Source organism: Spirosoma jeollabukense, from assembly GCF_054777855.1.
Genome location: NZ_BAAHAD010000001.1, coordinates 1,156,426 through 1,182,600 on the forward strand (window position 1 = coordinate 1,156,426; position 26,175 = coordinate 1,182,600).

At 47.0% G+C, this 26,175-nt stretch carries 22 protein-coding genes; 12 read left to right on the top strand and 10 right to left on the bottom strand.

Features of this window, described 5'->3' with window-relative positions:
- Window positions 1-272 precede the first annotated feature (272 nt).
- Window positions 273-1,355: a hypothetical protein gene (locus ACYVEA_RS04660; protein ID WP_461112171.1), complete on the bottom strand. Its 1,083-nt coding sequence runs from the start codon at window positions 1,353-1,355 to the stop codon at window positions 273-275.
- A 204-nt stretch (window positions 1,356-1,559) separates the two neighbouring features.
- Between ACYVEA_RS04660 and ACYVEA_RS04665 the strand changes: the two genes are divergently transcribed.
- Window positions 1,560-2,474, top strand: coding sequence for an OmpA family protein (locus ACYVEA_RS04665; protein ID WP_461112173.1), 915 nt, complete (start codon window positions 1,560-1,562; stop codon window positions 2,472-2,474).
- 97 nt (window positions 2,475-2,571) lie between these two features.
- Window positions 2,572-3,102: a hypothetical protein gene (locus ACYVEA_RS04670; protein ID WP_461112174.1), complete on the top strand. Its 531-nt coding sequence runs from the start codon at window positions 2,572-2,574 to the stop codon at window positions 3,100-3,102.
- Between the two features lie 12 nt (window positions 3,103-3,114).
- On the opposite strand, the gene ACYVEA_RS04675 is transcribed toward ACYVEA_RS04670, so the two are convergent.
- The 3 genes from ACYVEA_RS04675 to ACYVEA_RS04685 all read right to left on the bottom strand — a co-directional run bounded on the left by ACYVEA_RS04675 (window position 3,115) and on the right by ACYVEA_RS04685 (window position 7,296).
- Window positions 3,115-3,996 carry a DMT family transporter gene (locus tag ACYVEA_RS04675; RefSeq protein WP_461112175.1) on the bottom strand — a complete coding sequence of 294 codons (882 nt, stop codon included), beginning with the start codon at window positions 3,994-3,996 and terminating at the stop codon, window positions 3,115-3,117.
- A 120-nt stretch (window positions 3,997-4,116) separates the two neighbouring features.
- Window positions 4,117-6,231, bottom strand: coding sequence for an NAD(+) synthase (gene nadE / locus ACYVEA_RS04680; RefSeq protein ID WP_461112176.1), 2,115 nt, complete (start codon window positions 6,229-6,231; stop codon window positions 4,117-4,119).
- A 123-nt stretch (window positions 6,232-6,354) separates the two neighbouring features.
- Complete coding sequence (locus tag ACYVEA_RS04685; RefSeq protein WP_461112177.1) at window positions 6,355-7,296, bottom strand: phosphatase domain-containing protein; 942 nt, start codon at window positions 7,294-7,296, stop codon at window positions 6,355-6,357.
- Window positions 7,297-7,505: 209 nt separating this feature from the next.
- Between ACYVEA_RS04685 and ACYVEA_RS04690 the strand changes: the two genes are divergently transcribed.
- The 3 genes from ACYVEA_RS04690 to ACYVEA_RS04700 all read left to right on the top strand — a co-directional run bounded on the left by ACYVEA_RS04690 (window position 7,506) and on the right by ACYVEA_RS04700 (window position 10,525).
- The gene (locus tag ACYVEA_RS04690) at window positions 7,506-8,372 is read left to right on the top strand and encodes a YybH family protein (RefSeq protein WP_461112178.1); all 867 of its coding nucleotides are present in this window, start codon (window positions 7,506-7,508) and stop codon (window positions 8,370-8,372) included.
- Between the two features lie 187 nt (window positions 8,373-8,559).
- Entirely contained in the window at window positions 8,560-9,327 is a 768-nt protein-coding gene (locus ACYVEA_RS04695) for a M15 family metallopeptidase (protein WP_461112179.1), read from the top strand.
- Window positions 9,328-9,376: 49 nt separating this feature from the next.
- Window positions 9,377-10,525 carry a glycoside hydrolase family 5 protein gene (locus tag ACYVEA_RS04700; RefSeq protein WP_461112180.1) on the top strand — a complete coding sequence of 383 codons (1,149 nt, stop codon included), beginning with the start codon at window positions 9,377-9,379 and terminating at the stop codon, window positions 10,523-10,525.
- Between the two features lie 55 nt (window positions 10,526-10,580).
- Here the strand turns inward: ACYVEA_RS04700 and ACYVEA_RS04705 are convergent, their stop codons facing one another.
- Complete coding sequence (locus tag ACYVEA_RS04705) at window positions 10,581-10,910, bottom strand: hypothetical protein (RefSeq protein ID WP_461112181.1); 330 nt, start codon at window positions 10,908-10,910, stop codon at window positions 10,581-10,583.
- Between the two features lie 313 nt (window positions 10,911-11,223).
- Between ACYVEA_RS04705 and ACYVEA_RS04710 the strand changes: the two genes are divergently transcribed.
- Complete coding sequence (locus ACYVEA_RS04710) at window positions 11,224-11,862, top strand: YciE/YciF ferroxidase family protein (RefSeq protein WP_461112182.1); 639 nt, start codon at window positions 11,224-11,226, stop codon at window positions 11,860-11,862.
- A gap of 77 nt (window positions 11,863-11,939) precedes the next feature.
- On the opposite strand, the gene ACYVEA_RS04715 is transcribed toward ACYVEA_RS04710, so the two are convergent.
- Together ACYVEA_RS04715 and ACYVEA_RS04720 are read right to left on the bottom strand one after the other, a co-directional pair.
- Window positions 11,940-12,800 (bottom strand): sugar phosphate isomerase/epimerase family protein, encoded by an 861-nt coding sequence (locus ACYVEA_RS04715; RefSeq protein ID WP_461112183.1) that lies wholly within the window; start codon window positions 12,798-12,800, stop codon window positions 11,940-11,942.
- Between the two features lie 318 nt (window positions 12,801-13,118).
- The gene (locus ACYVEA_RS04720) at window positions 13,119-16,229 is read right to left on the bottom strand and encodes a sensor histidine kinase (protein ID WP_461112184.1); all 3,111 of its coding nucleotides are present in this window, start codon (window positions 16,227-16,229) and stop codon (window positions 13,119-13,121) included.
- A gap of 597 nt (window positions 16,230-16,826) precedes the next feature.
- Between ACYVEA_RS04720 and ACYVEA_RS04725 the strand changes: the two genes are divergently transcribed.
- Window positions 16,827-17,633 carry a hypothetical protein gene (locus ACYVEA_RS04725; protein WP_461112185.1) on the top strand — a complete coding sequence of 269 codons (807 nt, stop codon included), beginning with the start codon at window positions 16,827-16,829 and terminating at the stop codon, window positions 17,631-17,633.
- Here ACYVEA_RS04725 and ACYVEA_RS04730 read toward each other — a convergent pair whose 3' ends face one another.
- Entirely contained in the window at window positions 17,634-17,963 is a 330-nt protein-coding gene (locus ACYVEA_RS04730; protein ID WP_461112186.1) for a tetratricopeptide repeat protein, read from the bottom strand.
- A 167-nt stretch (window positions 17,964-18,130) separates the two neighbouring features.
- On the opposite strand from ACYVEA_RS04730, the gene ACYVEA_RS04735 reads away from it, so the two are divergent.
- The 3 genes from ACYVEA_RS04735 to ACYVEA_RS04745 all read left to right on the top strand — a co-directional run bounded on the left by ACYVEA_RS04735 (window position 18,131) and on the right by ACYVEA_RS04745 (window position 20,620).
- Complete coding sequence (locus tag ACYVEA_RS04735) at window positions 18,131-18,868, top strand: electron transfer flavoprotein subunit beta/FixA family protein (RefSeq protein WP_093828746.1); 738 nt, start codon at window positions 18,131-18,133, stop codon at window positions 18,866-18,868.
- Window positions 18,869-18,954: 86 nt separating this feature from the next.
- Entirely contained in the window at window positions 18,955-19,917 is a 963-nt protein-coding gene (locus ACYVEA_RS04740; protein WP_461112187.1) for an electron transfer flavoprotein subunit alpha/FixB family protein, read from the top strand.
- A gap of 106 nt (window positions 19,918-20,023) precedes the next feature.
- Window positions 20,024-20,620, top strand: coding sequence for a bifunctional nuclease family protein (locus ACYVEA_RS04745; RefSeq protein WP_093828371.1), 597 nt, complete (start codon window positions 20,024-20,026; stop codon window positions 20,618-20,620).
- Between the two features lie 90 nt (window positions 20,621-20,710).
- Here the strand turns inward: ACYVEA_RS04745 and ACYVEA_RS04750 are convergent, their stop codons facing one another.
- Window positions 20,711-21,175: a PPC domain-containing DNA-binding protein gene (locus ACYVEA_RS04750; protein WP_461112949.1), complete on the bottom strand. Its 465-nt coding sequence runs from the start codon at window positions 21,173-21,175 to the stop codon at window positions 20,711-20,713.
- 139 nt (window positions 21,176-21,314) lie between these two features.
- Window positions 21,315-23,336 (bottom strand): hypothetical protein, encoded by a 2,022-nt coding sequence (locus tag ACYVEA_RS04755; RefSeq protein WP_461112950.1) that lies wholly within the window; start codon window positions 23,334-23,336, stop codon window positions 21,315-21,317.
- 1,294 nt (window positions 23,337-24,630) lie between these two features.
- Here ACYVEA_RS04755 and ACYVEA_RS04760 point away from each other — a divergent pair.
- Both ACYVEA_RS04760 and ACYVEA_RS04765 read left to right on the top strand, forming a co-directional pair.
- On the top strand, window positions 24,631-25,392 hold the full coding sequence (locus tag ACYVEA_RS04760; RefSeq protein WP_461112188.1) for a phosphosulfolactate synthase: 762 nt from the start codon (window positions 24,631-24,633) through the stop codon (window positions 25,390-25,392).
- A gap of 87 nt (window positions 25,393-25,479) precedes the next feature.
- Window positions 25,480-26,124, top strand: a complete 645-nt coding sequence (locus tag ACYVEA_RS04765) for a DedA family protein (RefSeq protein ID WP_461112189.1) — start codon at window positions 25,480-25,482, stop codon at window positions 26,122-26,124.
- Window positions 26,125-26,175: the final 51 nt, after the last annotated feature.

A 26,175-nucleotide genomic window follows, 5' to 3' on the forward strand; every position in this document is an offset into this window, starting at 1 on the left:
TTCTTTTACAAGTGCAATTTACAAAAGCGCTACGTAGTGAATCTATGATTTTTATCAATAATTCTATAGACAAAAACTATTGCTTTTAGAGCTGAGTACTGATATTCAATGAAATATAGCGACATATTGTACTTATTCATTTATAGTCACCTTAAAAGAATAATGCTATTCATTTAAATGATACTAATTAAACTTTAATTATATCTGCAAAAAAAATCCCGGCTAGTCATATGACTAGCCGGGATAACATATATTGACTCAACTAAAAACTATTAGGCTGCCATCGGCAGGTAGGAATCCTGTTCTGAAGCCGGTGGAGTTAGCATAGGGGCGATGATTGTGTTCATACGCTCCCGCACAAAACTCTCCTGTAAATACGACGGCAATTTAGCTACCAACTGGCGGTATGCCTGGATGCCGAGTGCCTTGGCAATATAGGCTTCATGTACGGTATTCACATGCGATACAATGTTAACCAGACTCTGGTGAAACAATTTAACGTCGATCTCAGAGTCAACAAACCGCTCGATTTCGCGATTGGTCGACGAAATCCGCAACCGGCTCAACATATCAAAGTACGTCGTGTAGCCGATTTGTTTCGCCAGTTGTTTGTACTGCTCAATACTAAATTTCTGTAAAATCTCACCCGTTTTCGGGCTACGTAGCGCCGTTTGGGGGTTATTCTGAATCGCATTACGTAGTGCTTTCACTCGCTGATCACGCGTCGTCTTCAGGAATTGCGCCAGCTCAGCCTGAGCCGAAGCCGACCGGGATGGCAACAACAAATCGGTTTTAGTAGCTGCACTGAACCGTTTGGCCATCGGCAACCGCTGAATCCGATAATTATTAATAGGGCCGAGTGCGTAATAGCCAACTGAAGCCGGATAATAGCCGCGTACGACCATGTTGCCAACCCGTTTCCGGATCAACTCTTCATTGCTAACATTAATGCCCTGCACGGCCAGAAATGCCCGTGCGCTGAACAGTACGCTGTAGTAAGCCTGCGGAAACGTCCAGTGCAACGAACTTTGCAGATACTGCTCGTCATTGACAACGGGCGTAATGCGCAATGCATATTCAGCACTCCAGCTATTCAACAATAATTTCTCCAGCGCTTTCCGGTTTTCATCCGTTGTGCGTCCGTAGAACTGTTTGAAAATAGGAAATTTGATAATGTCAAAAAGGTCGTTCTGATGATGAATGTGATAATCCATCGCAAAAAAATGGTTCAGAAATACCTGCGCCGGAATCGATTTCCGCCAGTTGTCATCGAGCGGCAAATTGCCCGCTGAAGTCGGTGCAAGAGGTGCCTGAGCGTTCGGGGAATGCATCGTCACGTTGGTTATCTGTGTCATAATTTATTAACGAAAAATCATCTTTCAGGGTTCATTTCCCGGTAATATTTTTAGCTATACAAGATACTGAATATCAGTAATTTATAATCATTTTTTCAAGCATAAAAAGTAACCTAAAGGCATCTTATTTACACCATGATATTGCCTTTACTTTTGGCTTTTTCAGCGTACTTTTGGGCTCTCTTTTTTCGTTGCCTATATAGCATGAAGTGGATAAATTTTGTAGTAGTTGCCGGCGGAATATGCCTGATTAACCTAGTGCCCTCAATCGGCTGGAGCCAGCCTCAGCAATCGGCCAAACCAGCCCAGGGAATGGCCTCTGTAGAAGGAAGTGTGCAGGATGCCGCTACGAAAAGGCCAATTGTTAGCGCTACGGTAGTGGCTAAAAATCAGGCGGGTGTACTTAAAGCGCAGCAACTCACCAACGCTGATGGAAGTTTTTCATTTAGACTCGACCCCAAACAGACGTACCTTCTTAGTTTCCAGGCACCTGGCTACGATACGTATGATGAGCCACTCGTATTTACATCGTCCAGAGTTGAGTCTCTTAAGAAGCGCCCAACGCTTTTGTACCTGCCTGGCACAAGACCCGTTAGTACACCTCCGACATCCGCACCAACGGCTGCTACGTCGGCAGTTGCCATATCGAATACACTAGCTACTGCCCAATCAACGTCTGGCAATACGGCATCGTCTGCCAACGCCCGCGTAGCGCCCCCTAAAACGCTTGACGCTAAAGTGGTGTATACACCCCCACTCGTTGTGGCCGCCGTTGGCAAAACGACGCAGCTTCGTGCCATTCAGTTTGTGCAGAGTAAACCCGAACTTCTGCCTGACGCCATGCCGGCGCTGGAACAACTCCTGCAGTTTCTGCAAGGCAAACCCACTGCCGAAATCGAGTTGTCGGGGCACACGGATAATCAGGGTGATTTCGACGAGAATCTGCGGCTATCGAAGCAGCGCGTGGAGGTGGTGAAAGAGTACCTGGTGAAGAACGGGATTGCAGCCAGCCGAATCACCACGCGCGGCTACGGGCCTACAAGACCCATTGCCAGTAATAACACGGAAGCCACCCGACAACTCAATCGACGCGTAGAAATGATCGTGGTGAAGGAATAATCCAGCTGATAATCGGCTCAACAATATGCAATAGCTTGAGTTAACTAACATGGCGACTGATTCAGCCATGACAAAATCTGCTAGTTAACTCAACGCTATGACAACGAAAGGACAAACTACTGGCGACGTATCTGATCATCTGCGTCATAACCAGGCAGCAACTCATAAACCAGAAGCCGACCCTATAGGTGATGTGCTCGATGAAAACACGACCCTCGACCTCATCATCAGTCCTACTGGTTATGTTGTGGAATTGTCGGATACCGTCGACTCAATGGATGGGGTAAAAACCGAAGTTATAGATATTATCAGTGAAGCGGATGGTACAGATATTGAACTGACCATTATTGAAGAGCCGACAGATAAGCCAGGCGTCGACAGTGTCGATCGGTTCGTAGAAATTAAAGGCATTGGGCCAAAAGTGGCCGATTTGCTGGTACAGGCGGGTATCCGGCAATTTTCTAAATTGGCTGAAACGCCTGTTGAGCGTATTCGGGAAATACTCTCGTCGGCGGGTTCGCATTACCGCATTTATGATCCTTCCAGCTGGCCGCAACAGGCAAAACAATTAGCCGACAGTAAACTAACGCCCCTCCTACCCAACCAGCCCACCAAGTCTAATTCGTAAAGGGACAATTTCTTATGTAGACTCCACTCTTCGGCCCAGCCACAAACCGCCAATTACCAGCGCGGTACCAACGATGGTATACGTAGTGATGGGTTCGTCCATGAGGAAATACGAGTACACAAAGCCGAAAAGTGGGCAAAGAAACAGCCATAACGACGCTCGAATGGGATCTTGTCGAACAAGGTAGAACCAAAGTTGTAAAGCGCCGACAGAAACCGGCAGGATAAGCCAGAATACCGACGTCCAGAACCTCATATCATAATGAGACGTATTGAGCACAATCGGGTCCAGCGCAGCACTGATGAAGGTAAAAGGAAGTAGCAGCAAGCCGCCCAGCAATACCTGCCAACCGTTAATAACAAGATCAGGTAACCGCCACGTAATACGGGCGTAATACACTGTAGCAGCCGACACGGAGACCATACCAGCGAGCAATATGAGCAGTCCTTCGACGGTGGCATAACTATTCTGAAGCAGCGGATACGTAGCGATACCTACGCCCGTCAGGCCCAGCACTAACCCGCCCGTCTCATTCCAGCGTGGCATCCGACGCAACCAAATTGCCGATAGCAGGGCGATGAAAAGCGGATTGGTAGCCGTCGACAAACTGCCAATGCCTGCTGATACCTGCTTAAGCGCCAGCACAAAGGCACCCAGGTAGATGGTTGTGTTGAGCAGCGCGAAAATGGCCAGTTGCCGCCATTCTACGCCCGTCGGCCAGGCATCTTTGGTACGTTGAATGCCATACGCAAACAGCAGCATACCGCCCCCTGCGATAAAGAATCGAACATTAGCCAGAATGAGCGGATGAACCGACTGAACACCAAACTTAGTAGCGACGGATGCCGACGCCCAAAGGGCCGAAAAAAGAAGACCGGGAATGAGGTTGCGCACAGTTACAAATTTCGAATGCGTACTTTACCGTTACTATTCAGGAGCGGAATAAGTAGCTAGACATTGCAGAGCCAGTTGTGATCTGGCTCTGCAATAATTTCATTTTCACCAAATATAGGACTAAAACCCAATCTTGCTTCGGCCGGGCGTAGTCTTGCGGCTGCTCTGTGTTTGCCCAGCCGCCCACTCGCGCATTTCGGCCAGTTCCTTCTCAAAACCTCCCGACAGAATCGGAAAGCGACACCACGAACGCGGATCGAGGTTGTGATCATCGAGGTGGAAGGAAGGTGCGTAGCGCTCGCGCTTCCACTGGTTACGGCTCCAGAGTTTGAAAAACCGCTCCACCCAAACCAGGAGTTTCTCGCGGTCATATTGCGGCCTGCCGTCATGTCCATCGTACCGAACTTCAACCAATTTCAATACGTCAATCGGCGGCTGTTTATCGCGGATGGCGGCTTCTTCAATCGAGTTTAGTACGTCATATGGCATCAGGTCGTCTTCGTCGGTTTGCTTCTTGTCCAGCGGCCGGAGTTCGGCAGTAGGTTGCAGGTTATTAACCGCGTGTAACCCCTTGACCTTAATAAGTTGATCAGACGCTGTAGAATCGATGGTTGCTCCGGTGCGATCCGCTGGTGTGGATTCGTTTTTAACGTTCAGCCCAACGGTTTCTAACCACCGTAGCCAGCCACGCAGGAAATGCTTGTCGATGCCCGTAATCGGCGAAATGCTGCCCGCCGTATCACCGTCCATGGTCGCGTAACCAACGGCGGCTTCGGAGCGGTTGGAGGTTGTTAGCAGCAATGCATTGTTCAGGTTGGCCAGCATCCAGATACTCGGAGCCCGCACCCGCGCCTGTATATTCTGCAATGCCAGATCGTCCGTCTCCCACGACAGGTTACGACCTAACTGCTCTTGAATCAATCCACGATACGTATCGACAAGCCCGTTGATATTGATATTCATGAACGTAGCCCCGATGTCGTCGGCCAGTTCTTTTGCCGAATTGAACGTATCGTCCGACGAATTCTCGGTGCCCTGATACATCACGGTCAGCAGTTTACCAAGTATCTCCTCCGACGTTTTACAGTCCTGAATAGCCTTGATGTAGCTAAGCTTTTTCTTGACGCCGTCGATACCAAGATTTTCAACCGCCATCCGAATCATCAGAAACACCAGTGCGGCAATGGCCGATGAATCGGCTCCACCGCTCAGCGACAAAACGTATCCCTGCGAACGGCTTTTTCGCAGGTAATCGAACAGGCCAAGCGCAACGGCCCGCGCAAATTCTTCTTCTTTGAGGTATCCGCCCCGCTCCCAGGCTTCGAGTTCGGCCCGCTGAACAACCGGCGCAATGTCGGGCCATTCGAAGCGCTCCGAAACCCGAAGATTTGGATACGCCAACGCAATGTTACCCCGATTCTGCGTCTGATTAAGCCGGGTAGCATCCACATCGACAACCGCCGGAACGATCAGAAAATCTTCGTAACTCAGGCGATTTCCAGATACCAGCAGTTCGCCGTTTGACGCCACCATCGCGTCGCCATCAAAAATGATACGTCCCGATTCGTTACCTAACATGTTGGCATACACGTAGCTGACACCAAAAGCCCGCGACGCATCGACCACGAAGCGCTCGCGTACCTGCGATTTCAGAAAGGCAAAATGGCTGGCCGTCGGGTTCAGAATAACATCAACACCCCGTTCATACAGAATACGACCCGGCCGGTTAGCTACCCAGGCATCTTCGCAAATCTCGAAGCCGATACGAATGCCCGACAGATCAAACACTACGTCGCCAAACGGGTAGGAAAAGTCACCGATTTTGATTTCGTCGCGAACGTAGGGATTCCAGGGCTGGAACCAGCGCGATTCGTAATGGACACCATTGTTCGCCACGTATTGCTTCACAGCAAAACCCAGAATCCGTTTATTGGCAATCAGGCAGGCCGTATCATACGTCCGGTTGTTGTGCCGGAGCGGCAAACCGACCGCCACGGCAATATCGCTGGTATGGTCAACGATCTCCAATAGGGACGCAATGGACTGATCGATCGTATTCTGAGCGAAAAATGCATCCTCGCAACCGTATCCCGAAATGCAGAGCTCGGTCAAACATAGCAGACTAACGTTCTGTCGTTGAGCCTCTTCGATGGCGTCGATGATATTTTGTTTGTTGTGATCCCACGCCAGTGGTATCTGATTAAGCACTCCGGCGGCTACTTTAAGAAGTTTCATTTTTTAATGGTGAAAGGGCGAATGAGGAACGAGCGGTCATTCGCTCAGTACTCAATCCGGCATTGGTTGCGTTTCTGCAAGGATAACACAGATCAGGCAAAAATAGATTTGCTGATTGTCAAACTAAAAATCTCCATAGTCCACTTGTACACAAGTCAGGCCGAGCGTTCGTCGCCACATGTCCACGACTTGCTGGCGGTCGTCTACCACCAATTCGACGTAATACCACCCGGCAATGTGTTGTGCGAACAATTCCTGCTTTACGATGGCGTCTTTTCGATTGTCTTTTTCGGCCCGCATAAACAGCTCGTAGTCATCCGATTGCCAGCCGAAATACCGATTAAGCCAGGATATTGTTTCTTCGCGGCAAACCGAATCCCGCCCCGAAAAAAACACGATGCTGTAGCCCGACGCCTTCATGGCCTGCACCAGTCGAATGATAGGCCACTTCGGCATATCGATGCCCACCCGATGCCAGTCGAAAGGTGACCGATTACCCATTATGGCTACGGTTCCGTCAATATCGACCAGTATACAACGCGGCAGCGATTCATCCTGCTCTCGCCGAAATACGGCGCTACGTGTCAGCGTTTCCGTTTGAAAGTTGAAATTTTTCTTCAGCACGGCGAGTTGTTCGGCTTGCTTCCGAATCACGGTTTCCCCCACTGAATCCGGACGATTCTGGTCCCGTCGAATGCACTCCTCAATCGGCGCTTCAATCAACGTATACCGTAGCTCGACTTCGTCGAAATGCTCAATCAGCAGCTTCCGAAACTCATTGATATAGCTCAGTTTCAGACTCGTATTATCGATCAGGACATGCCAGCCTTTCGCCAGACTTACCAGAATAGCCGTCTTCTGTAACTCATTGACAAGCTGTTCAATGCGGTTTTTATCTTTATCCGACCAGGTTGCCCAATAGTCAGGAAGTGATACAGGCAGCAGACTTCGCCGGAAATCATCGCGATTGACCCGTAGCCAATTCGGGTTTTCGGCGCAGAACCGGCGGGCGAAGGTTGACTTGCCACTGCCACTCAGACCCGTTAAAATTAGTACGTGTTTCATTATTTGTCCAGGACAAGTCAAAGCCTCGATTCGTTCCAGCCTGTCCAGTTAGTCAAGATTCATCGTATGCAATCAAAAGCGCTGAAACTACGATTTATTTGAAAGCCTATTTCCCTCAATTCAGCCTGTAAATTAACGTGTTGGATTTGTATTACCTGGCCGTTCAAAAGGCGGAAACGTACCTTTCGACTCACTCAGTCAATAAACTCATGTTTCCAACCTTTTATCTCACCCTGGCTCTATTCTGGCTCGCGCCATTTGTTAACCAACCGGCCACCGTTCAGGCTGATTATGAAGATTTAGTCGCTGCCGAACGTCGCTTTGCGAAGGCGGGTATTGACAATGGAATCCGTGATGCATTCCTTGCCAATCTGGACGAAAAATCAGTCGTTTTCGTCCAGAATCAGTTCAGACCTGGTAAGGCTACGTATGAAAAATCGCCCGCAGGACCAGCAAAACTAAGCTGGCGACCGAATTACGCCGAGATTGCTAAATCGGGGACGCTGGGTTTTACTACTGGCCCGTTTGAGCTACGGCCGCGCTCGCTGGAAGAAGTACCCGTCGCTTACGGGCAGTTTACGAGCGTTTGGCAAAAAACCACAACAGGCAACTGGAAAGTACTGATTGATTTCGGTTGCACACATGAAAAGCCCAACCAACCAGCTCCAGAATTAAATCCACCCATTCAATTTGCCACTAAGGTAATGGCTAGTCTGGATACGTCGGTGATTAGTCGGGAATTGAGACAAGTGGAGTCGCTCTTTGCGGAAACGGCCCGCCAGAAAAGCCTGCGCGATGCGTATCAACCCGTATTGCCAACCAGCGACTCGATCCGGTTGTTGCGGGAAAACCACGTACCGTATGAGGGCGCAGCTGCTAAACGTTTGGCCGAATCATCGGACCAGCAAATTGATTATCAACCAGTTCAAACCATAACAGCTCCGTCGGGCGATCTTGGATTTAGTTACGGGTATGCTACGTTCAGCCAGATCAAACAGGCTTATCTGCGTATCTGGCGAAAACGGAACGGGCACTGGCAGTTGGCGCAGGAAGTTTTGTCGCTCAAGTTTACGTAATTCTGGTCCCGCTCGCCTTTAGCTGTCAACAATGGAACGCGGCTTTAAATCGTAGCATCCGTGTTCCATTTTTTTATGTCAGCCTACAGGAGCGCTGGCAAAGTGACAGCATAAATGACTATTTTCAGCCGCTGTACGTTATGCTACGTTCCAACGGTATCTGGCGCTAGCATGTACCACCTCCTCTATGAAAAACCTTGCCTACTTTCAATCTTTCCGAAACGGCCTGTTTGCTACGTTCCTCTTGTTCAGTGTACCAGCCGTATCCATAGCCCAGCAACTGACCTTTGAGTTGCCCAAAAGCAAGTATGGTCTACCTGTTGTCAATGACGTAGCGATCTATAAAAAGATCGTAGCCGCCGACCCCAATAATGAGCTTGTGGATATGCGTGCCATTCTTCCCGATGCTCAATTCGATGTTACGTATGCGCATACGAATAACTTCCTGAAACGAAAGCTTTACCCCACGGCTGATGTGTTCATGCGGAAACCGGCCGCGCTCGCCATTCGACAGGCACACGAAAATCTAAAAAAGCAAGGGCTTGGCTTACTGCTTTTCGATGGTTATCGTCCCTACGCCATAACCGTATTGTTTTATGAAGAAAACGGTGATACTACGTTTGTAGCTGATCCACGGAAAGGCTCGCGCCATAATCGGGGCATGGCTATTGATTTGACACTTTTCGACCGAAAAAGCGGTAAACGGCTGTCGATGCCATCTGATTACGATGAATCGACGCCCCGCGCTTATCACAACTACACACAGTCGGATAGTGCGTCGCTGGCTCATCGTGCCATTTTAAAAGCGGCCATGGAACAGGTCGGATTTGCAATGTTTCCCTGGGAGTGGTGGCACTACGATTTCCAGGGCTGGGAAAGCTGTTTTACCTACGATTTATTGCACCACGCGATTCGCGAGGCTAACAAAACGGTGCATAAAGCGAAGGCGAAATGATTGGTATACGTATTGAGTAGATTACCGTCTTTCCATCCTCTATTTCGTCATGCAACGAAGGACGTTTATCCAACATACCGGCCTGCTCACTGCCGCTATGAGTACAGCCGGGCCAGCGGTTTTTGCTACGTCGCCACCGGAGAACGTAGCAAAAAATAAGCTGCCGAAATGGAAAGGGTTTAATCTGCTGGATTTTTTCTCGCCCGACCCATCTCAAAGTCGTAAGGCAACTCAGGAAGATCAGCTTAAATGGATGCAGGATTGGGGATTCGATTTTGTCCGACTTCCAATGGCGTACCCGGCTTATCTAAAATTTGACAGAAGTCGAAACATCACACCCGATGAAGTCTATCAGATTGATCAGCAAGCCGTTGAACGAATCGACGCGCTGGTAGCTATGGCGCATAAGCACAAGCTGCATGTTAGTCTGAATCTGCACCGCGCACCGGGTTATTGCATCAACGCTGGCTTCAACGAACCCTATAATCTCTGGACCGACCAGGCAGCACTCGATGCGTTCTGTTTTCACTGGAACATGTGGGCGAAACGGTACAAGAACGTATCGTCTACAAAAATCAGTTTCGACCTGCTGAATGAGCCGAGTATGCGGGCCGACATGAACGATCAGCATTCCAAACGTAGCACAGTGCCCGGCGACGTTTATCGCAAGGTCGCAAAAGCCGCATCAGAAGCCATCAGGAAGGAGAACCCTGCCCATCTGGTCATTGCTGACGGGAACGATACGGGCACCTCGGTTATCCCTGAACTCATCGACCTTAACATCGGCCAGAGTTGTCGGGGGTATAATCCGGGCATTATTTCGCATTACAAAGCACCGTGGGCCAATAAGGACCCTGATCATCTGCCGGCACCCAAATGGCCGGGGCAAGTGGGCGACAAATACCTGAGTCGTGCTATGCTCGAAACCTTCTACCAGCCCTGGATTGAGTTAGTAAACAAAGGTGTTGGCGTCCACTGCGGGGAATGTGGGTGTTGGAACAAAACGCCACACGACGTCTTTCTGGCCTGGTTTACTGATGTACTCGATATCCTGTCAAGCCATGGCATTGGCTTTGCCCTCTGGGAATTCATCGGCGATTTTGGCATTCTGGATTCTAGACGTACCGACGTCGCTTACGAAGACTGGTACGGGCATAAGCTGGATCGAAAACTGTTGAATCTGCTTTTGAAGGCATAACAAAAGATCCGGCAAAAACGCCGGATCTTTTGTTAAACAACTGGTAAATAGATACTTATTTAACCGTACGTTTCATACGTTGGTCATACAAATCGGGCTGATTTTCATCGAGTGCAGCCTGCGTTCGATCACCCAGCCCGGCCGCCCGAATCTCGAATTCCATTTCCTGGCGTACATAATCAACCGTTAAATTACGTTGACTTGCTTCTTCGGTTAGTAGCATCGAAAGCTGCTTGGCGTGCTCTTCGTCTGATGCTTCCAGCAATCGATTAAACTGCCGGTTAAAATCGCCATATGTATACGGCTCGACACCCTTTGCTACCGAGATTTGAATCTGCCGGTAGGTTTGTGCGACGAAATAAAGAATTTTATTGACGTTACTCATACTACTTACTGATAATGTAGTTGCTGTAACTACATCATCGGTAAGTAAGTTGCGGACTGTAGTAAAAAACAGATTTGTCTTAGCTAACAAACATGATGACGTAGTACCGCTGTTCTCAAATCAGAAAACGCTGCGTCAAAATTTTTACAGCCGATCCCCGAACACCTTCGAAGCCGTTTTGTTGATATATGAGGCTTTCGTCTTAACATAACTTAACGCGAACGTCATGCCACAAATCAGGCAGATAAGTTGTATTCAATAGAAACGTTGATCCATCTGGACTTGACTCACTAACCTAAATCACCCATACACCATGGCATCTCTGACAGACCGCATAGCAAGTTTTTTCAGTGGCGAGGACTCTACAACCGACGAAGGATTGAGAGATCTTTTTATCAGTGAATTAAAAGAAATTTATTACGCCGAAAAGCACTCAATTAATGCCCTAAATAACCAGGCAGACGCAGGTACGACCAACGAAGTGCGTACGGCTTTCCTGCAACACCGGGACGAAAGTCAGGTTCAGATGGAGCGTTTGGAAGAGATTTTCAGAATTATCGGGGTCAAAACCGAGGAAATAAAATCAGATGCGATTGACGGCTTGATTAATGATGCCAAACGGGTTATTGCCAATACGGAATCCGGTTCGCTGACGCGTGATGCCGGGCTCATTATTGCCGTGCAAAAAATTGAGCACTTCGAAATCGCCAGTTATGGTTCCCTCTTAACGCTGGCCAACGTCCTGGATTTCGGCCAGTCGGCTGAGTTGCTGGCGCTAACATTAGCCGAAGAGAAAGAAGCTGACCGCAAACTGACGATCCTGGCCGAGTCGTTTGTAAACAAGCGATCTAAAGTTGAAGAAGACGAACATCCTGGCAGCCACCACGCCAGCCGTCATCCGGCTCACAGCCCAGATGCCGATGTTACGTTGGGCGGCACCTTAGGAATTTAAGCCAACTAAAAACGTCCCGAAAAAATAAACTTTTCGGGACGTTTTTACCAGATGCTTACCCTGAACGAAATCGTACCTTATTCTTTCAAGCTTTTCAGATACGCGATGCTTTTAGGCATTTGTTCGTATTCATGATTGCTTTCATCTTCGATGTAATAATGTTTGATACCGGCCTTTTTCGCCAGCCGTAAAATTTCAGGAATGTTAACCTGTCCCTCACCCAGCGTTACGTCGTTTTCGGGTGGCGTGCCTCCGCTCAAATCGCCTTTAATGCCTTTTTTGAGGTCTTTCAGGTGCATCAGTTTAAAGCGGCTGCCGTAGTTCTTCAGCAATTGTACAGGATCAGCTCCACCGTGTTGCGCCCACAGAATGTCCATTTCAAAAGACACATATTCGGGATTGGTATTTTTAACGATGTAGTCGAATAAGGTCCCATTTTCGTAAGGCTGGAATTCATAGCCGTGGTTGTGGTAGCAAAATGTGATGCCGTTTTCTTTTAGCACTTTGCCAGCTTGATTAAAATCGGCAACGGCCTTTTTGGCATTGTCGAGGTTGAAACTGGCTTTTTGATGCGGAATCCAGGCAACCATAATAAACGAAGCACCCAGGTCTTTTGCTTTTTTAACCGCATCCATAGGGTCTTTCACAAGTTGATCGTATCCTGCGCCAGTAGCCGAAATTTTAATACCCCGCTCGTCACACATCTTTTTAAATTCGGCTTCGGTCATTCCTTTTGGTGCACCGCCTTCCATGTCCGTGATGCCGAGCGCTTTGATCGTATCCAACGTAGCGACAACGCTTTTGGGAAAGCTATTCCGATACGTATACGATTCAACGCCAATGGGGAATGTATAAAGTTTGCCTTTCTGGGCAAAGCTATTCGTCAGGTTGAGTAGAGAAGTCGTTGCCAGGCACAACGCGAAAAGGATTTTTTTCATGGTTATGGGTTTTTCACCCATAAGGCTGAATCTCCCTTGATTTTACTCAGAGCTATCCCATGAACCATCTCACGGAAGCCTTATAATTGCGAGTGCTTATTTCAAATTAACAGGAGACCCGCCACAGCAGCAACGATGGCTAGCAGCGAGATAACCAGCCAGATACGAGCTGCGTACACTTTTTTAGAGTCCATAAATTGGCCACATTTTGATGAACCAAAGATCCGGGGAAAGACAGAGCGAAGCTATACGAAGATCTTGGTATATTGATACGTAGTTCTACGCAAAATACAGTTCTTAACGTAAACCAGCCACGAATTAGCTTACTGCGGTGGGCACCCGTATCTGGATAGACGTCCCCTGTTTTTCGGCGGATGTCAGTTGGTAGGTTCCTTTCAGAAGGGTGATTCGCTGCCGAATGTTCACCAGGCCATTACCCGACGCTCGTTCTATCAGCGTGGTATCCAACCCTCGTCCATTATCGCGGTAAGTAAGCGACAGCGCTCCCGATTCGTGGTCAAGATTTAGCCAGATGTTGCTGGCTTCCGCGTGTTTTATAGCATTTTGCAGCAACTCCTGTACCACGCGAAACACGTTTATTTCAATCGTTGCGGGCAACTTTGGGGGGACATTGTTCGTAACAAACGCTACGTTCAGCCGCTTGCTCTGGTTGATCAGCATCGCCATTTCGGCGATTGTCTGGGCCAGCCCCAACTCGGCCAAACTGCGGGGATGCATGTCATGAATAATGCTGCGGATGTCGTCGAGCGAAGCTTTCAGAAGCGCCATCGAGCGCTTTTTCAACTCCTCTGTCGGGATAGCTGGATTGCCTAATGAAGCCAGATACATTTTCAAAACAGCCAGATTAGCGCCTACACCGTCGTGGAGTTCTTTAGCAAGACGCTGGCGTTCGAGTTCCTGCGTCCTGATCACTACGTTCAATTCTTGTGCCTGACGACTTTTCAGTTGAAAAATACGGTATTGATAAACGCCGTACATGCCACCAGCCAGCAAGACGAGCAAAGCTATTCTAAACCACAAGGTTTCCCAGAATGGTGGCTTAATGACGATGCTGATAGAAGCACCCTGCTCATTCCAGACACCATCATCGTTACTGCCTCTCACCCGAAAGACGTAGTCACCAGCGGGCAACTTTGTGTAGTTGGCATAGCGCCGGTGCTGCGCGTTCACCCAGTCACGATCAATGCCTTTTAACTTATATTGGTATTTATTTTTTTCAGTATTGGAGAAGTTCAACGTCGCGAATTCGAACCCAATAAAGTTTTGGTCATGCGTAAGAATCAGTTTTTTTTGATTGGGTGGCCTTGCGCTATCCAGCACCGTTACGGCTGTGATCTTAACGGGCGGCACCAACAGATTTCGCTTTAATTCATTGGCATTGAAATAGTTGATACCATGTACTCCGCCAAAAAACAACGTACCATCAGTATGACGATAGCATACGTTCGTGTTGAATTCATCGCTCTGCAGGCCATCACTAAGGTCATAAGTTTTAATACGTCCCCGCGTTGGCGAGAACTGCGCCAGTCCTTTGTTGCTGCTTAGCCATAAATAGCCCGCGTTGTCCTTCAGAATGCCGTACGTGACTTCATTCGGTAAGCCGTCGGCTTTGGTATAGTGTTTTACTATGCGTAATTGCTGTAAATCCAGTTGAAAAAGGCCGCAATCAGTCCCGATCCACAGCCATTTACCGTCTTCCAAGAGACTTCGGATATTGTTGCAGGACAAGCCATTTTTCTTGTTAAAAACCGTGATTTTTTTCGTTTTTGGATCATAGCGCAACAGGCCATGGCCTAACGTACCCAGCCAGATATTTTGTTGAAAATCTTCCTTAATTAACCGAACTGTGTAGCCTGAGATGGCTGCTACAGCCGGATTATCTCTCCAGTCTTTCCAACGTTTGGTTATTAAATCGAACCGCCAAAGGCCACCTTGTTCACCAATCCAGATATCCTGCCCGCCTGTTTGGTTATTGATTGCCTGAGCCGAAAACAGATAAAGTGGTTTTCGATGCGCTAATGGATACGTAATCAGCGTTCGCCGGAGGGGATCATACTTACCCAGGCCCTGCGTATTGGCAAACCAGATGTTTTTATGCGCATCAGCTGTAATAGCGCGTACTTCATGCGTGAGGAAATGAGCCGACGATTGCGTGTTGGTTAAAAAAGGAACGAATTGTTTCGTCGCCAGCGAATAACGGGCTATTCCTCCCGTTTCCGTACCGATGTATAAATCGTTTTGATGCGCGTAGATAGCAAAAATCATGTCATCGGGCAAGGTATTACGTATCGCATGCTCATCCTGCTGAATCCGATGAAACTGAAATTTCAATGGGTCATATTTATCAATACCATGGCTACTCAGCCCAATCCAGACAATCTGCTGACGATCTTCAAACAACGACCACACGAAGTTTTCAGCCAGACTTTGGGGATTATTGCCGGAGTGCTGAATAGATGTAAATGATTGGCTGTCGGGGTTATAAATTGAAATCCCACCTGTTCTGGTGCCAATCCAGATACGTCCCGACTTATCGCTCATCAGGCAGGTGATTTGGTTACTAACGAGATGCTTAGCTGAATTTCCCTGCTGGAAATGGGTGATCGCTCCTACTGGTAACTTCCTTCTATCGGATAGCAGCCCGTTCGCTGGTGAGGCAACAACATACACGCCATCTTCATACGTCCCGACCCACAGGTCATTACGGGCGTCAATGAGGATTGAGAGCAGGGTTGTCTGAGGCTTTAAATGAAGGGTCCTATGAATGAACGTTGGCTGAAAAGAATCGGAGTTGGATTGAAACACGTAAAGTTCATTGGTCGTAGCGACCCAGAGCTGCCCCGATAGGTCGAGTGAAAAACTGACAAGATTACTCGACGATGGCAAAAAAGCCTTGATCTGTTTTGTGATAGGATTGAAGCGATAAAGTCCCTGCTCTTCAGTCATTATCCAGATATTACCTTTTCTGTCTTCGAGCAGTTTTTTGATAGATAGTTCATTAACAGGATGCTGAATACCAAACACACTGCTGAACGTAGTGAAGTTTTCATTTTCCCGATCATATAAATTAATCCCTCCACCCGTACCTATCCAGAAACGCCCCTGATGATCGGCCAGCAAAGCCTGAACAAAGCTGTTGCTAAGCCCTTCTTTGCCTCCTTCCCGAAACATCTTGTATTCATACCCATCAAAGCGGTTCAACCCATCCTGCGTAGCAAACCAGATGTAATCATCGAACTGAGCAATCGCATAGCCTGTCCCCTGCGAGAGCCCCTTTTCCTGCGAATAATGTTCCAGGGAAAGGGGCTCCGCCAGATCTCTTTTGACCGTAGCCTTACGTTGCGCTGGCGTTTGCGCTAACCCAAACGCCGAATGCAGAATAAGAATGATGAGAACAAAGCGAGTCATTAGGCTTAAGTCAGATGATTGCTTCCTACATAGAGCGTTAATTCTGAGTGCTTATGAGGGGTGGTTGACGCAGCAATAGCATTGAATTGGAAAAGTTACGTTCCTCTTCTAAAGCAGAAGATACAATCAGAATTACACCATTTATCCGCACAAGATCATTCCATGAATACCTGTCCATCATCAGGTTGACAACCTGGATCATTAGTGAAGAGGTATGGCGGGTAGAATTATATAAAGATATGCATATCAGTTGGCTACGCAATTATGGATAAGCGACATTCCATCAGGATAGATAATTCATCAATTCGAGATTGTCTGTCATAGAGAGCGATGGTCGCTTACCTGTAAACTGCGTAAAATTCCGGGTAAAGTGCGATTAGTCGTAATACCCGCACTGGTAGATCAGCTCATGCCAGGTGGCCAGGTTTCCTATCTAATTTGTCGATTTTTCCCACAGAAACGGAAACATCCCCCCGCGTTTTATTCAACGGTAGCTTTTCATGACAAAAACTAGCTCGTTCTTAACACTACTAAATCAGCTTCTTAGTTAACTTTACAGTGTTTACGTCCAATTCCTCGCTTCAACTCAAAAAGACTATGAAGCCTTTTTACAGACTAAAAGATTTATTTTTTGTTGGCCTCATAGTCAATACGTTAAGTAGCTGTTCGCCGACTATTACAACCTATCAGCTCGAACCTATTTCGGGCGATGTAGCTACTATTGATGGTCGTTCGGTTACGAAAGCCGAGCAGAATGGAGTAGGTGTAGTCGCTTCCTTTGAGCGGGAAGATCTGGAATTTGTAACGCTCGATATTGAGGTAAAGAACCATACCGATCATCCCATCGACGTAAATCCGGCAGATTTTCATTTCTCGGCTCTCGGTGCTACTCAGGATACGCTTTCAGAGCCAGAAAACCCAGGTTTAGCGCTTGTTCGCTCGGCGGCCGACCCAACCTACGAGGCTGGGCGCATAAAACTGAAACGGAAACAGGAAGAGAAGCGGCTGAAACGGGCTAAGGTGTTCAATACAATTTTGATGGTGGCGGCTGTTGCTTCCGACATATCATCGTCGGGCAAGAGCCGATCATATAACGAATACGTTACCAATCGGGTTAGTCATGGGCTTGCTTATCAAGGCATTGCTGTTAAGCGGGCTATAGACTACAGCACCTTTGCCGACCGGATGCAACGCTTCGATTATGAAGAATATCGCTGGCGCGAGCTGGCGCTGAAAGCCAATACGCTGGCTCCCGGCGAATCAGTACGTGGGTTTGTTTATTTACCGAAAGTACCGGGCGCTCATATTCTGGCTATCAATTATACGATTCCAGAACAGGCTACCGTGCCTTTATTGTTCAAGCAGGAGTTAGTGCAGCAAAAGAAAAACCGTCAGCGTCACTAATTACCATTCGTCTTCATCATCTTCAAAAGCCTGCTGAGCCCGCTGTAGCTCCAGCAGTGTTTTCTGGTTGTTCTGGGCCAGTGCCAGTTTAATGCCTTTCTCATATAAATCGGCCGCCCGGTCACGCTGGTCCAGTTCCGCGTAAAGAGCGGCTGCGTGATAGTACGTAGGTAAATAATCAGGATATTCGGTTAGTAACTGATCGAAATAAATCCTGGCCTGCTCAGGCTGACTGTTTAGGTACTCCATAGCCAGCGCATAAACATTAAATGGCTCGCCGGGTTCCTCCTGGACAAATTGGATTAATTGCTGGATGCGTTCCGTATTCATTCACGTAAGAAAAAATAGTATGCATGCATACTTTTATGTGATACAGTTTGTACTTTTGGGGTATAAAAGTAGTAATAAGTACCAACTTGTAAGGGATCAATACGTTGCTTACCAACAGCTCTATATCCCCTGCTGACTACTTAAACACCCACAAAACCACAATGCGTATGAAAATTTTAGTGTGTGTGACCAGTGTGCCCGACACCACCACCAAAATTACCTTTACGGACAACAATACCAAGTTAAACAAAGCTGGCGTAACGTTCATTACCGGCCCCTATGACGACTATGCCCTGGCGCGGGCGGTTGAACTTAAAGAAAAAACGGGTGCTACAATAACGGTACTCAATGTTGGCGAAAGTGATACGGAACCCGTTATTCGCAAATGTCTGGCCATCGGTGCCGACGATGCGATCCGTGTAAATGCCGAGCCTACCGATGCCTATTTTGTGGCCGAACAAATTGCAGCCATCGCCAAAGAAAATAACTACGACCTGATCCTGATGGGTCGTGAGTCTATTGACTACAATGGTGGCCAGGTTCACGGTATTGTCGGTGAAATGCTTGGTATGCCCTCCATTTCACCGGTTATGCTACTCGACATAGACGGCGATACGGCTAAAATTACCCGTGAAATTGAGGGTGGTAAAGAAAGCCTGGAAGCTAAACTACCGCTCGTATTGGGTTGCCAAGAGCCAATTGCCGAATGGAAAATACCCAACATGCGGGGCATCATGACCGCCCGTACCAAGCCACTTAAAGTTGTTGAGCCAACCGGCACTGACAAACTTACGACGGTTGGCAGCTATGAGCTACCAGCTCCACGTGGCGCGGTTAAAATGATTAAAGCCGACGAAGCAGAAATGCTCATTCAGCTTCTCCACACCGAAGCAAAAGTAATTTAATCATTAGTCGAATCTCTGGTCGATAGCATTTAGCTGTTGACTGATGACTCTCGACCAACGACTGTAAACCATTAACGACTAAACACATGTCAGTCCTTATATTCGCCGAATTAGACGAAGGTAAAATTAAGAAGTCCTCTCAGGAGGCCATTTCCTACGGCGCAAAAGTCGCCCAAATGACTGGTACGTCGGCTACAGCCATCATCATTGGTCAGGCTGATGATACAGAACTGGCTTCGGCTGGTCGCTTTGGTGCAACCAAAGTGCTGCATTCATGCGACCCGAAACTGAATGAGGCCAATGGCATGGCTTATGCTACCGTGGTAGCAGCAGCCGCTCAGCAGGAAAGCAGTAAGGTGGTTGTTCTGGCTAAATCATCATTGGCCGATGCCATGACCGCCCGGCTGGCCGGTAAATTGAAAGCAGGTTTAGCTGCCAACGTGATCGAGTTGCCTGATCTGTCGAATGGTTTCCGTGTCAAAAGTAGCATTTACACAGGTAAAGCGTTTGCGTACAACGACCTGAAAGCCGATATCAAAATTCTGGCCATTAAGAAGAATACGATTACACCTGAAGAAACCGACGCGACTGCGCCAGTCGAAGCCTTCACTCCTGCTCTGAATGACTCTGATTTTGTCATTTCGGTTAAAAACACCGAAAAATCTTCTGGCGATATCCTGCTGCCCGAAGCTGATCTGGTTGTATCTGCTGGCCGTGGCTTAAAAGGGCCCGAAAACTGGGGTATTGTCGAAGATCTTGCCCAAGCGCTTCACGCAGCTACAGCTTGTTCAAAACCAGTCTCTGACCTTGACTGGCGTCCTCACTCCGAGCACGTGGGGCAAACAGGGCTAAAGATAAGCCCGAATCTATATATTGCCTGTGGTATATCAGGAGCGATACAACACCTGGCCGGTGTAAACTCCTCGAAGGTAATTGTTGTTATTAACAAAGATGCAGAAGCCCCGTTCTTTAAATCGGCTGATTACGGCATCGTTGGCGATGTATTCGACATACTGCCCCGATTGACAAAAGCGGTAAAAGCTCTGTGAAAAAGTCGTGAAATATCGTTCTGTAAGTCGTGAGTGATAAAGACTTGCTAACATTTACTTACCACTTACAAGGCCATGCCTTACGACTTTTTGCTATTTTTACACCGTGGATAAGATTAAGCTGGAAATATTAGGACTTTCACCCAGTCAGTCGCAGTCAGGATCGTTTGCGCTGGTACTGGGAGAAGAATATGGCAACCGGCGGTTGCCTATTATCATTGGCATGTTTGAAGCACAAGCTATTGCCATTGAAATCGAAAAGATTGTGCCGAACAGGCCAATGACGCACGACTTGTTCAAGCAGTTTGCCGAACAGTTCAAATTCACAGTTCGTGAAATTATGATTTCCGATCTGCGAGAAGGCATTTTCTTTGCCAAGATCGTGTGCTTTGATGGCGTTCGAGAATCAGTTATTGATGCCCGGCCATCCGATGCCATTGCTATTGGTATCCGGTTCGACGTACCGATTTATACGAATGAGTCCATCTTATCAGAAGCGGGTATAACAGCTAGCGGCAATGACGAAGAGGAAGAACAGGAAGAGTTAGTACGTTCCTCAAACCGGCCTTCAACACGCTCATTTGGCGATCAGTTAAAAAACGCATCTTCTGAAGAACTACAAAAAATGCTTGAGGAAGCGCTCGGTAATGAAGAATACGAACGAGCAGCCAAAATTCGCGATGAAATGAGCAAACGGAACTAGTTTTTTTGAAGAGTGAAGACGATTGCAGTTTCTATCTTCATAAACCCTCTGTAAGTAAGAAAGCCAGTTCGCTCGAACTGGCTTTCTTACTTATTTTCTTTTTCGCTTTCGGATTGCTAATTCCCGATAACCAAATGTAGGATCAACTTCACGGACGTATTCGATGTCGGGCATTATACCGATAAGTAGTTCGGCTGTTGTATAAATAGTACAACCTTCCAGTAAATGCCCGCCAATGGTGCGACCAGTCGAATCGGAAACGGATAAATGGATGTGGCTGCCATTTACTGAAAGTGTGCCAACGAGTGACACGATCTCGAAATGTCCTTTCCACACACTTCCTTTCTCTTGATTAGCCAACCGTAGTGTTACGTCTGTTAGGCTTCCTACACAAGTTAGAATAGCCCCTGCACCAATACGTTGTTGCCTGACCAATGATTCTAATTCTGTTTTCAAATCCTGCCCAGGTCGAAGCCTTAGAGAGTATGTATGCATTGGGGCCTCCACAGCGTTAGGCGCTGAACTGCCAGGTTGTGATTGAGCGTTCATGATCATAAAGCATTGAAATACAATTACTAATAGAAAACGTCCCATCTATGTTGTTCGATTATTAAGGGGAATATCGTGATAGAAACGAGACAACAAAAAAACCGGGAGCGTTGGCCCCCGGTTTTTTTACCTTGTTATTACTTTGTTATTCTACACCGAACATTACATCTGCACGACGACCACTGTTGCCAGCACGGCGACGAGTCGCTTTCTTCTTAACGGGGGCAGGCGGAGCCAGTAATTTAGCTTTCTGAGCGTCAGTCAATGGCTTCAAGTCGGTAATTGTGTAGCTGTTATCGCTAATCGTCGTGTTGAAGCTACCCACAACTTGCTCTGGCTGACCATTACATGGGAGTTTGGTAACGGAGAACACAGCGCGGAAGTACTGAACCTGCGGACGTACCCGACGATTCTTGAAGCGGATAGCGTTTCCACTCTCAATTTTTGTCTTCTCAGCCTGCAATTGTTGTGCAAGACCTCCTGGCAGCTCATTGAGGTTTAAGATAACCGTATTGGTATCAAACTCAATAGCGCTGGTTGCCAGCAGACGATTCAGACCACGGTAGCGAAGGCGAGTAACGGTATCTCCAACCGATGTGATCGTGCCATTACAGTAGCAGACGTTAGCCACTTCACGCGTGTAAGGTGTGCGGTAATATACTTCCAGGCGCTCTAGGCGGTGACGGTATTTGCAGTCAACAAACTCTGGCTTATCCCGGATGCTGGCAAAGCTGCTTGTTGCTACTTCACTCATACATGTACCACATTTGGCAACCTGCTTGTTGTGAACTGTCACGTAATAGAACCCAGGATTTAATTGACCATTAGAGAAATATGCCGGTGGGAAAGCTAACGTTGTATCCGTCGTATTTTCTAATTGAGCGATTACTTGATCTGTGTTACCAGCAACTACTGAATCTGGACGGTAGTATAAACGAGCCGTAAAGGTTTCGTTTCTCGGATTCGGCGTTGTACTGCGCCAGCTAATAACGGGTGCTGCTGCTGACTTATTAACGGCAGCAAACTTTTGTTCGTTTGTGCTATCGGCATACGATAACGACGCACCTTTGAGTGAAGCACCATTAAAATTGACATTCAACTCAGGAACCTGTTCGCAGGTTGGGCAGGAAACAGGTGCTTTGGGGATAAGTTTTTTCTGAACGAATCCTTTACGAACAGCCAAACCAACCGTAAAACCACCGTGTTTACGTTTGAACTCATATAGTTGGTTATCAACGCCATTGACGATAAGGTAATTAAGGCGAGTGATGAACCCTTGTCCCTGTACGCCTATGTTCCAGTTGTTACGTAATGGGAAGAACACGGCCAGCGATCCTAATGCACCTAAGTGGTAAAGGTTTGAGCTGGGGTTAACTGATCGGAGCAATGCCCCTCCGTTAACAAGAGAAGGAACAGCTCCTGGTGGCAGTGTACCCTGTGATGGAATGTAGGCAGCAATTGTTGCGGCTTCTGTGCGGAATAATCCACCACGAGCAGCGGCTTCAATAAACGTTGTAGCCTCAGGATTACGACGACTACGAGCTAGTGTAAACGTCAGTATCGGACCTACTGTCAGGAACATATCTTCCGAAGCTCGTTGATCAATCTGAACCTGGCTAGCAGGTACACTTGGTGTACGTGCGGCAGCCAAACCATACAAGTAATCTTTATAGATGCTACGTGTAATATAGTTCTGGTAGCCAAAGGCTGTTCCTAAACCAAAACGAAGGCGACGGATTGCCGGCGTGAAAAAGTAATCAACGGTGGCAGTTACATTAATACCGGCACCGTTGTACAACGTTTTATCACGCTTATTGGGACCAAACGTATTTTCCCATGTACCGCAATAAGCAAAGTTAGGCCCGGCATACAAACCAACTCGCCAGGGAGACAGGCGACGGACCAGAATAAATGTTTGGAAAGTCGTATCACAATCGTCCAGTTCCGCAACATCACTAGCCTGAGCTTTAAAATCGTTTCTACGTAAGGTATCGGTGTAAATCCCTTTACCCAGACGGTAGATGTTTTCGCGCTCGTAGTACCCGCTGGGGGCAGTTGTTGACGTACTTTGTTGAACTGTGGCGGGTTGAACCCGGACTGTATCAGCCTGTTGAGCAAGGCCAAGAGTAGGTATTGCAAAACTTAGCAACACGAGTCCAGCCAGCATCCTCATGGGGTGTTGTTGGATAAATGTTCGCATATTTATTGAGTTAATTTGACGCAATGTTTTAAAAAATTTCCTTTTCAGGTACGGCTGTGGAATTTAGAGAACGACCAGACCACTAAATCAATGGTCTTCACTACAACTAGCCAGTCTATGAGCCACCTTACAATACGCAGGCAGCCCTTAGATGTACTTATGACTAATTTTTTAAACAAATGTTTCTTCTGGCCTCGTTTTAATTTTTCAAGACATCAGCCAGAGAATGACCTTTCTCATAAAAATACAGTCACCAAATGTGACCGGCCGCACAGATCACCTTATACATGATCCATTAATCCACGATTTTTCTGCAATGTTAAGACTGAATTGCAAAAGTCAACCTATTCTTCCAATATTTTTTCAACGCCTTATACTAAATAAACTAAGCGAGCTTAGGTCGTACTTGTCTTTTAGTAACCGAGATAATCAAAAGGCCATTGGACTTTTCCATAGTGGGGTAAAGTTTCGTTCAAACCTATCAGAAGTAGTATCTTTGGTCAATAATAGCAATAATAAGGTGATAAAAAAACAATTCTGGTTTTCATACTCAAACAAAGGGTATTTTTCTGTTTTTTCTTATTAAGCAGACCCATTAGACACTTAAAAGTTGGATTCCATAAAAAATAAACCCATTTATTTAGGTTCTGGCTTAATTGTAGAGTATGACTTGAGCCATTCGTAACGGGAGTCTCCTGATAGCTTAAGCCGCTATAAAATTAAAAGGGTAGTTTTACCGACGTCTGAATTAGGTTTATTGTACACTTATCAACCATTTTATCAGCGACAGTACGTCACTCGCAGCAAGTGATTTTTTCTTTATAGCCTCACCCAATTGAGCCATATACAGAAAGTTGATAGCAAGGCTACTATGTGCATAGGCAAATTCGCGATCCAGCCTAAATACCAGAGCCTTTATTAACGTCCAGAATTGCAGTTGCGCGTCCTGTGGAGTATGCCCGCCGGATTTGTCATATCTTCACGAATGGTAAGATCAGCCTCCAGCCGACCACAATTCACAGCTCGAATAGTCCCATTAAGCCAGCGGTCCATATTAAGATACATTGCTACTCATAAATTGACCAATCTGAGACTGAAAGAAATCAAGGCGTCAATTTGCATCGTTATTCATAGTCAACAAAAATAGTATTAAACTAAGTTATAAGCCCAAAGGACGCTATTATTTGTGGACTTTCTTGCGAGTTTTTCAAGACTTATACTACTTTTGAGCGATTTTTACGCGCCTATTTGATTACCTCGAATGAATTATACACTTACACAGTTACCCGAACGTACCGAAAAGCCTCGTCAGAGTGGATTGACAATGGTAATGGACAAAGGGTTAAGTCTGCGGGAGGTGGAAGACTTTTTGTCTACTTCTGCTGGCTATTCAGACATAGTTAAATTGGGTTGGGCAACATCATTTGTCACCCCAAATTTGAAAGATAAAATAGCCATTTATCAGTCAGCGGGTATTCCTGTTTACTTTGGCGGAACACTATTCGAAGCGTTCGTAGTACGTAATCAGTTCGACGAATACCGAAAACTGTTAGATAAGTACGGTCTGGAGCATGCTGAAGTGTCGGACGGTTCAATCGACATGAACCAGGACGACAAATGTAATTACATACGTACGCTGGCAACTCAGGTAACCGTGTTGTCGGAAGTAGGCTCGAAGGACGAAGCAAAAATTATTCCGCCCTACAAGTGGATTCAATTGATGAAGTCCGAGTTACAGGCGGGTGCCTGGAAAGTGATTGGTGAAGCCCGCGAAGGGGGCACAGTCGGCTTATTTAGGGCGAGTGGCGAAGTCCGGCAGGGGCTGGTTGAAGAAATTCTTACCCAGGTTCCATTCGAGAGCATTTTATGGGAAGCCCCCCAAAAAGAACAGCAGGTGTGGTTTGTAAAGCTCCTTGGTGCCAATGTCAACCTCGGCAATATTGCCCCTCATGAGGTTATACCTCTGGAAACCATCCGGTTAGGCTTACGCGGAGATACATTTTCTCACTTTTTAGATAAATAGACACTAGCTAACAGTGGTCAGTCATCAGTCGGTAGCTATGGAAGGCTATCTCTTATGACCCATGACTGTTGACTGGCAACTTATTTTATGGAAATTCTCAAATCGCTACTTGATTTTTTGCTACATCTGGATCGTTATCTCGATTTATGGGCTAATGAATACGGTGTACTCCTATACGCTATCTTATTTCTGATTGTTTTCACCGAAACAGGGCTGATTGTTATGCCATTGCTACCCGGCGATTCGTTGCTGTTTGCGGCTGGTGCCCTGGCCGCCCGACCAACGAATGAGTTAAGTGTCTGGGCTATTATACCACTGCTCATTGGCGCAGCATTACTGGGGGATAACGTCAACTATTTCGTCGGTAAATTTTTGGGAAGCCAGATTAAATCGCGGGAACGTATCTTGTTCTTCAAGCGAGAATACATTGCCGAGACGGAAAAATTCTATGCTAAGTACGGTGGCCGGACTGTAATTATTGCCCGATTTATTCCTATCGTACGGACAATTGCTCCTTTCGTGGCTGGGGCTGGTAGCATGACCTACGGTACCTACATTAAATTCTGTATTATGGGAGCGGTGTTGTGGGTAACGAGCATTTCGCTATTGGGCTATTTCTTTGGCAATATTTCCTTTGTCCAAAAGAATTTTGAACTGGTTGTTTTCGGTATTGTTGGCCTTTCAGTGTTACCAATCGTGTTTGAGTTTATAAAGAAACGATCCTCTAACTAGAGAATTCAGGTAAACCCTAAAGTATAATAAAATACCTATGCCATGGCTAGA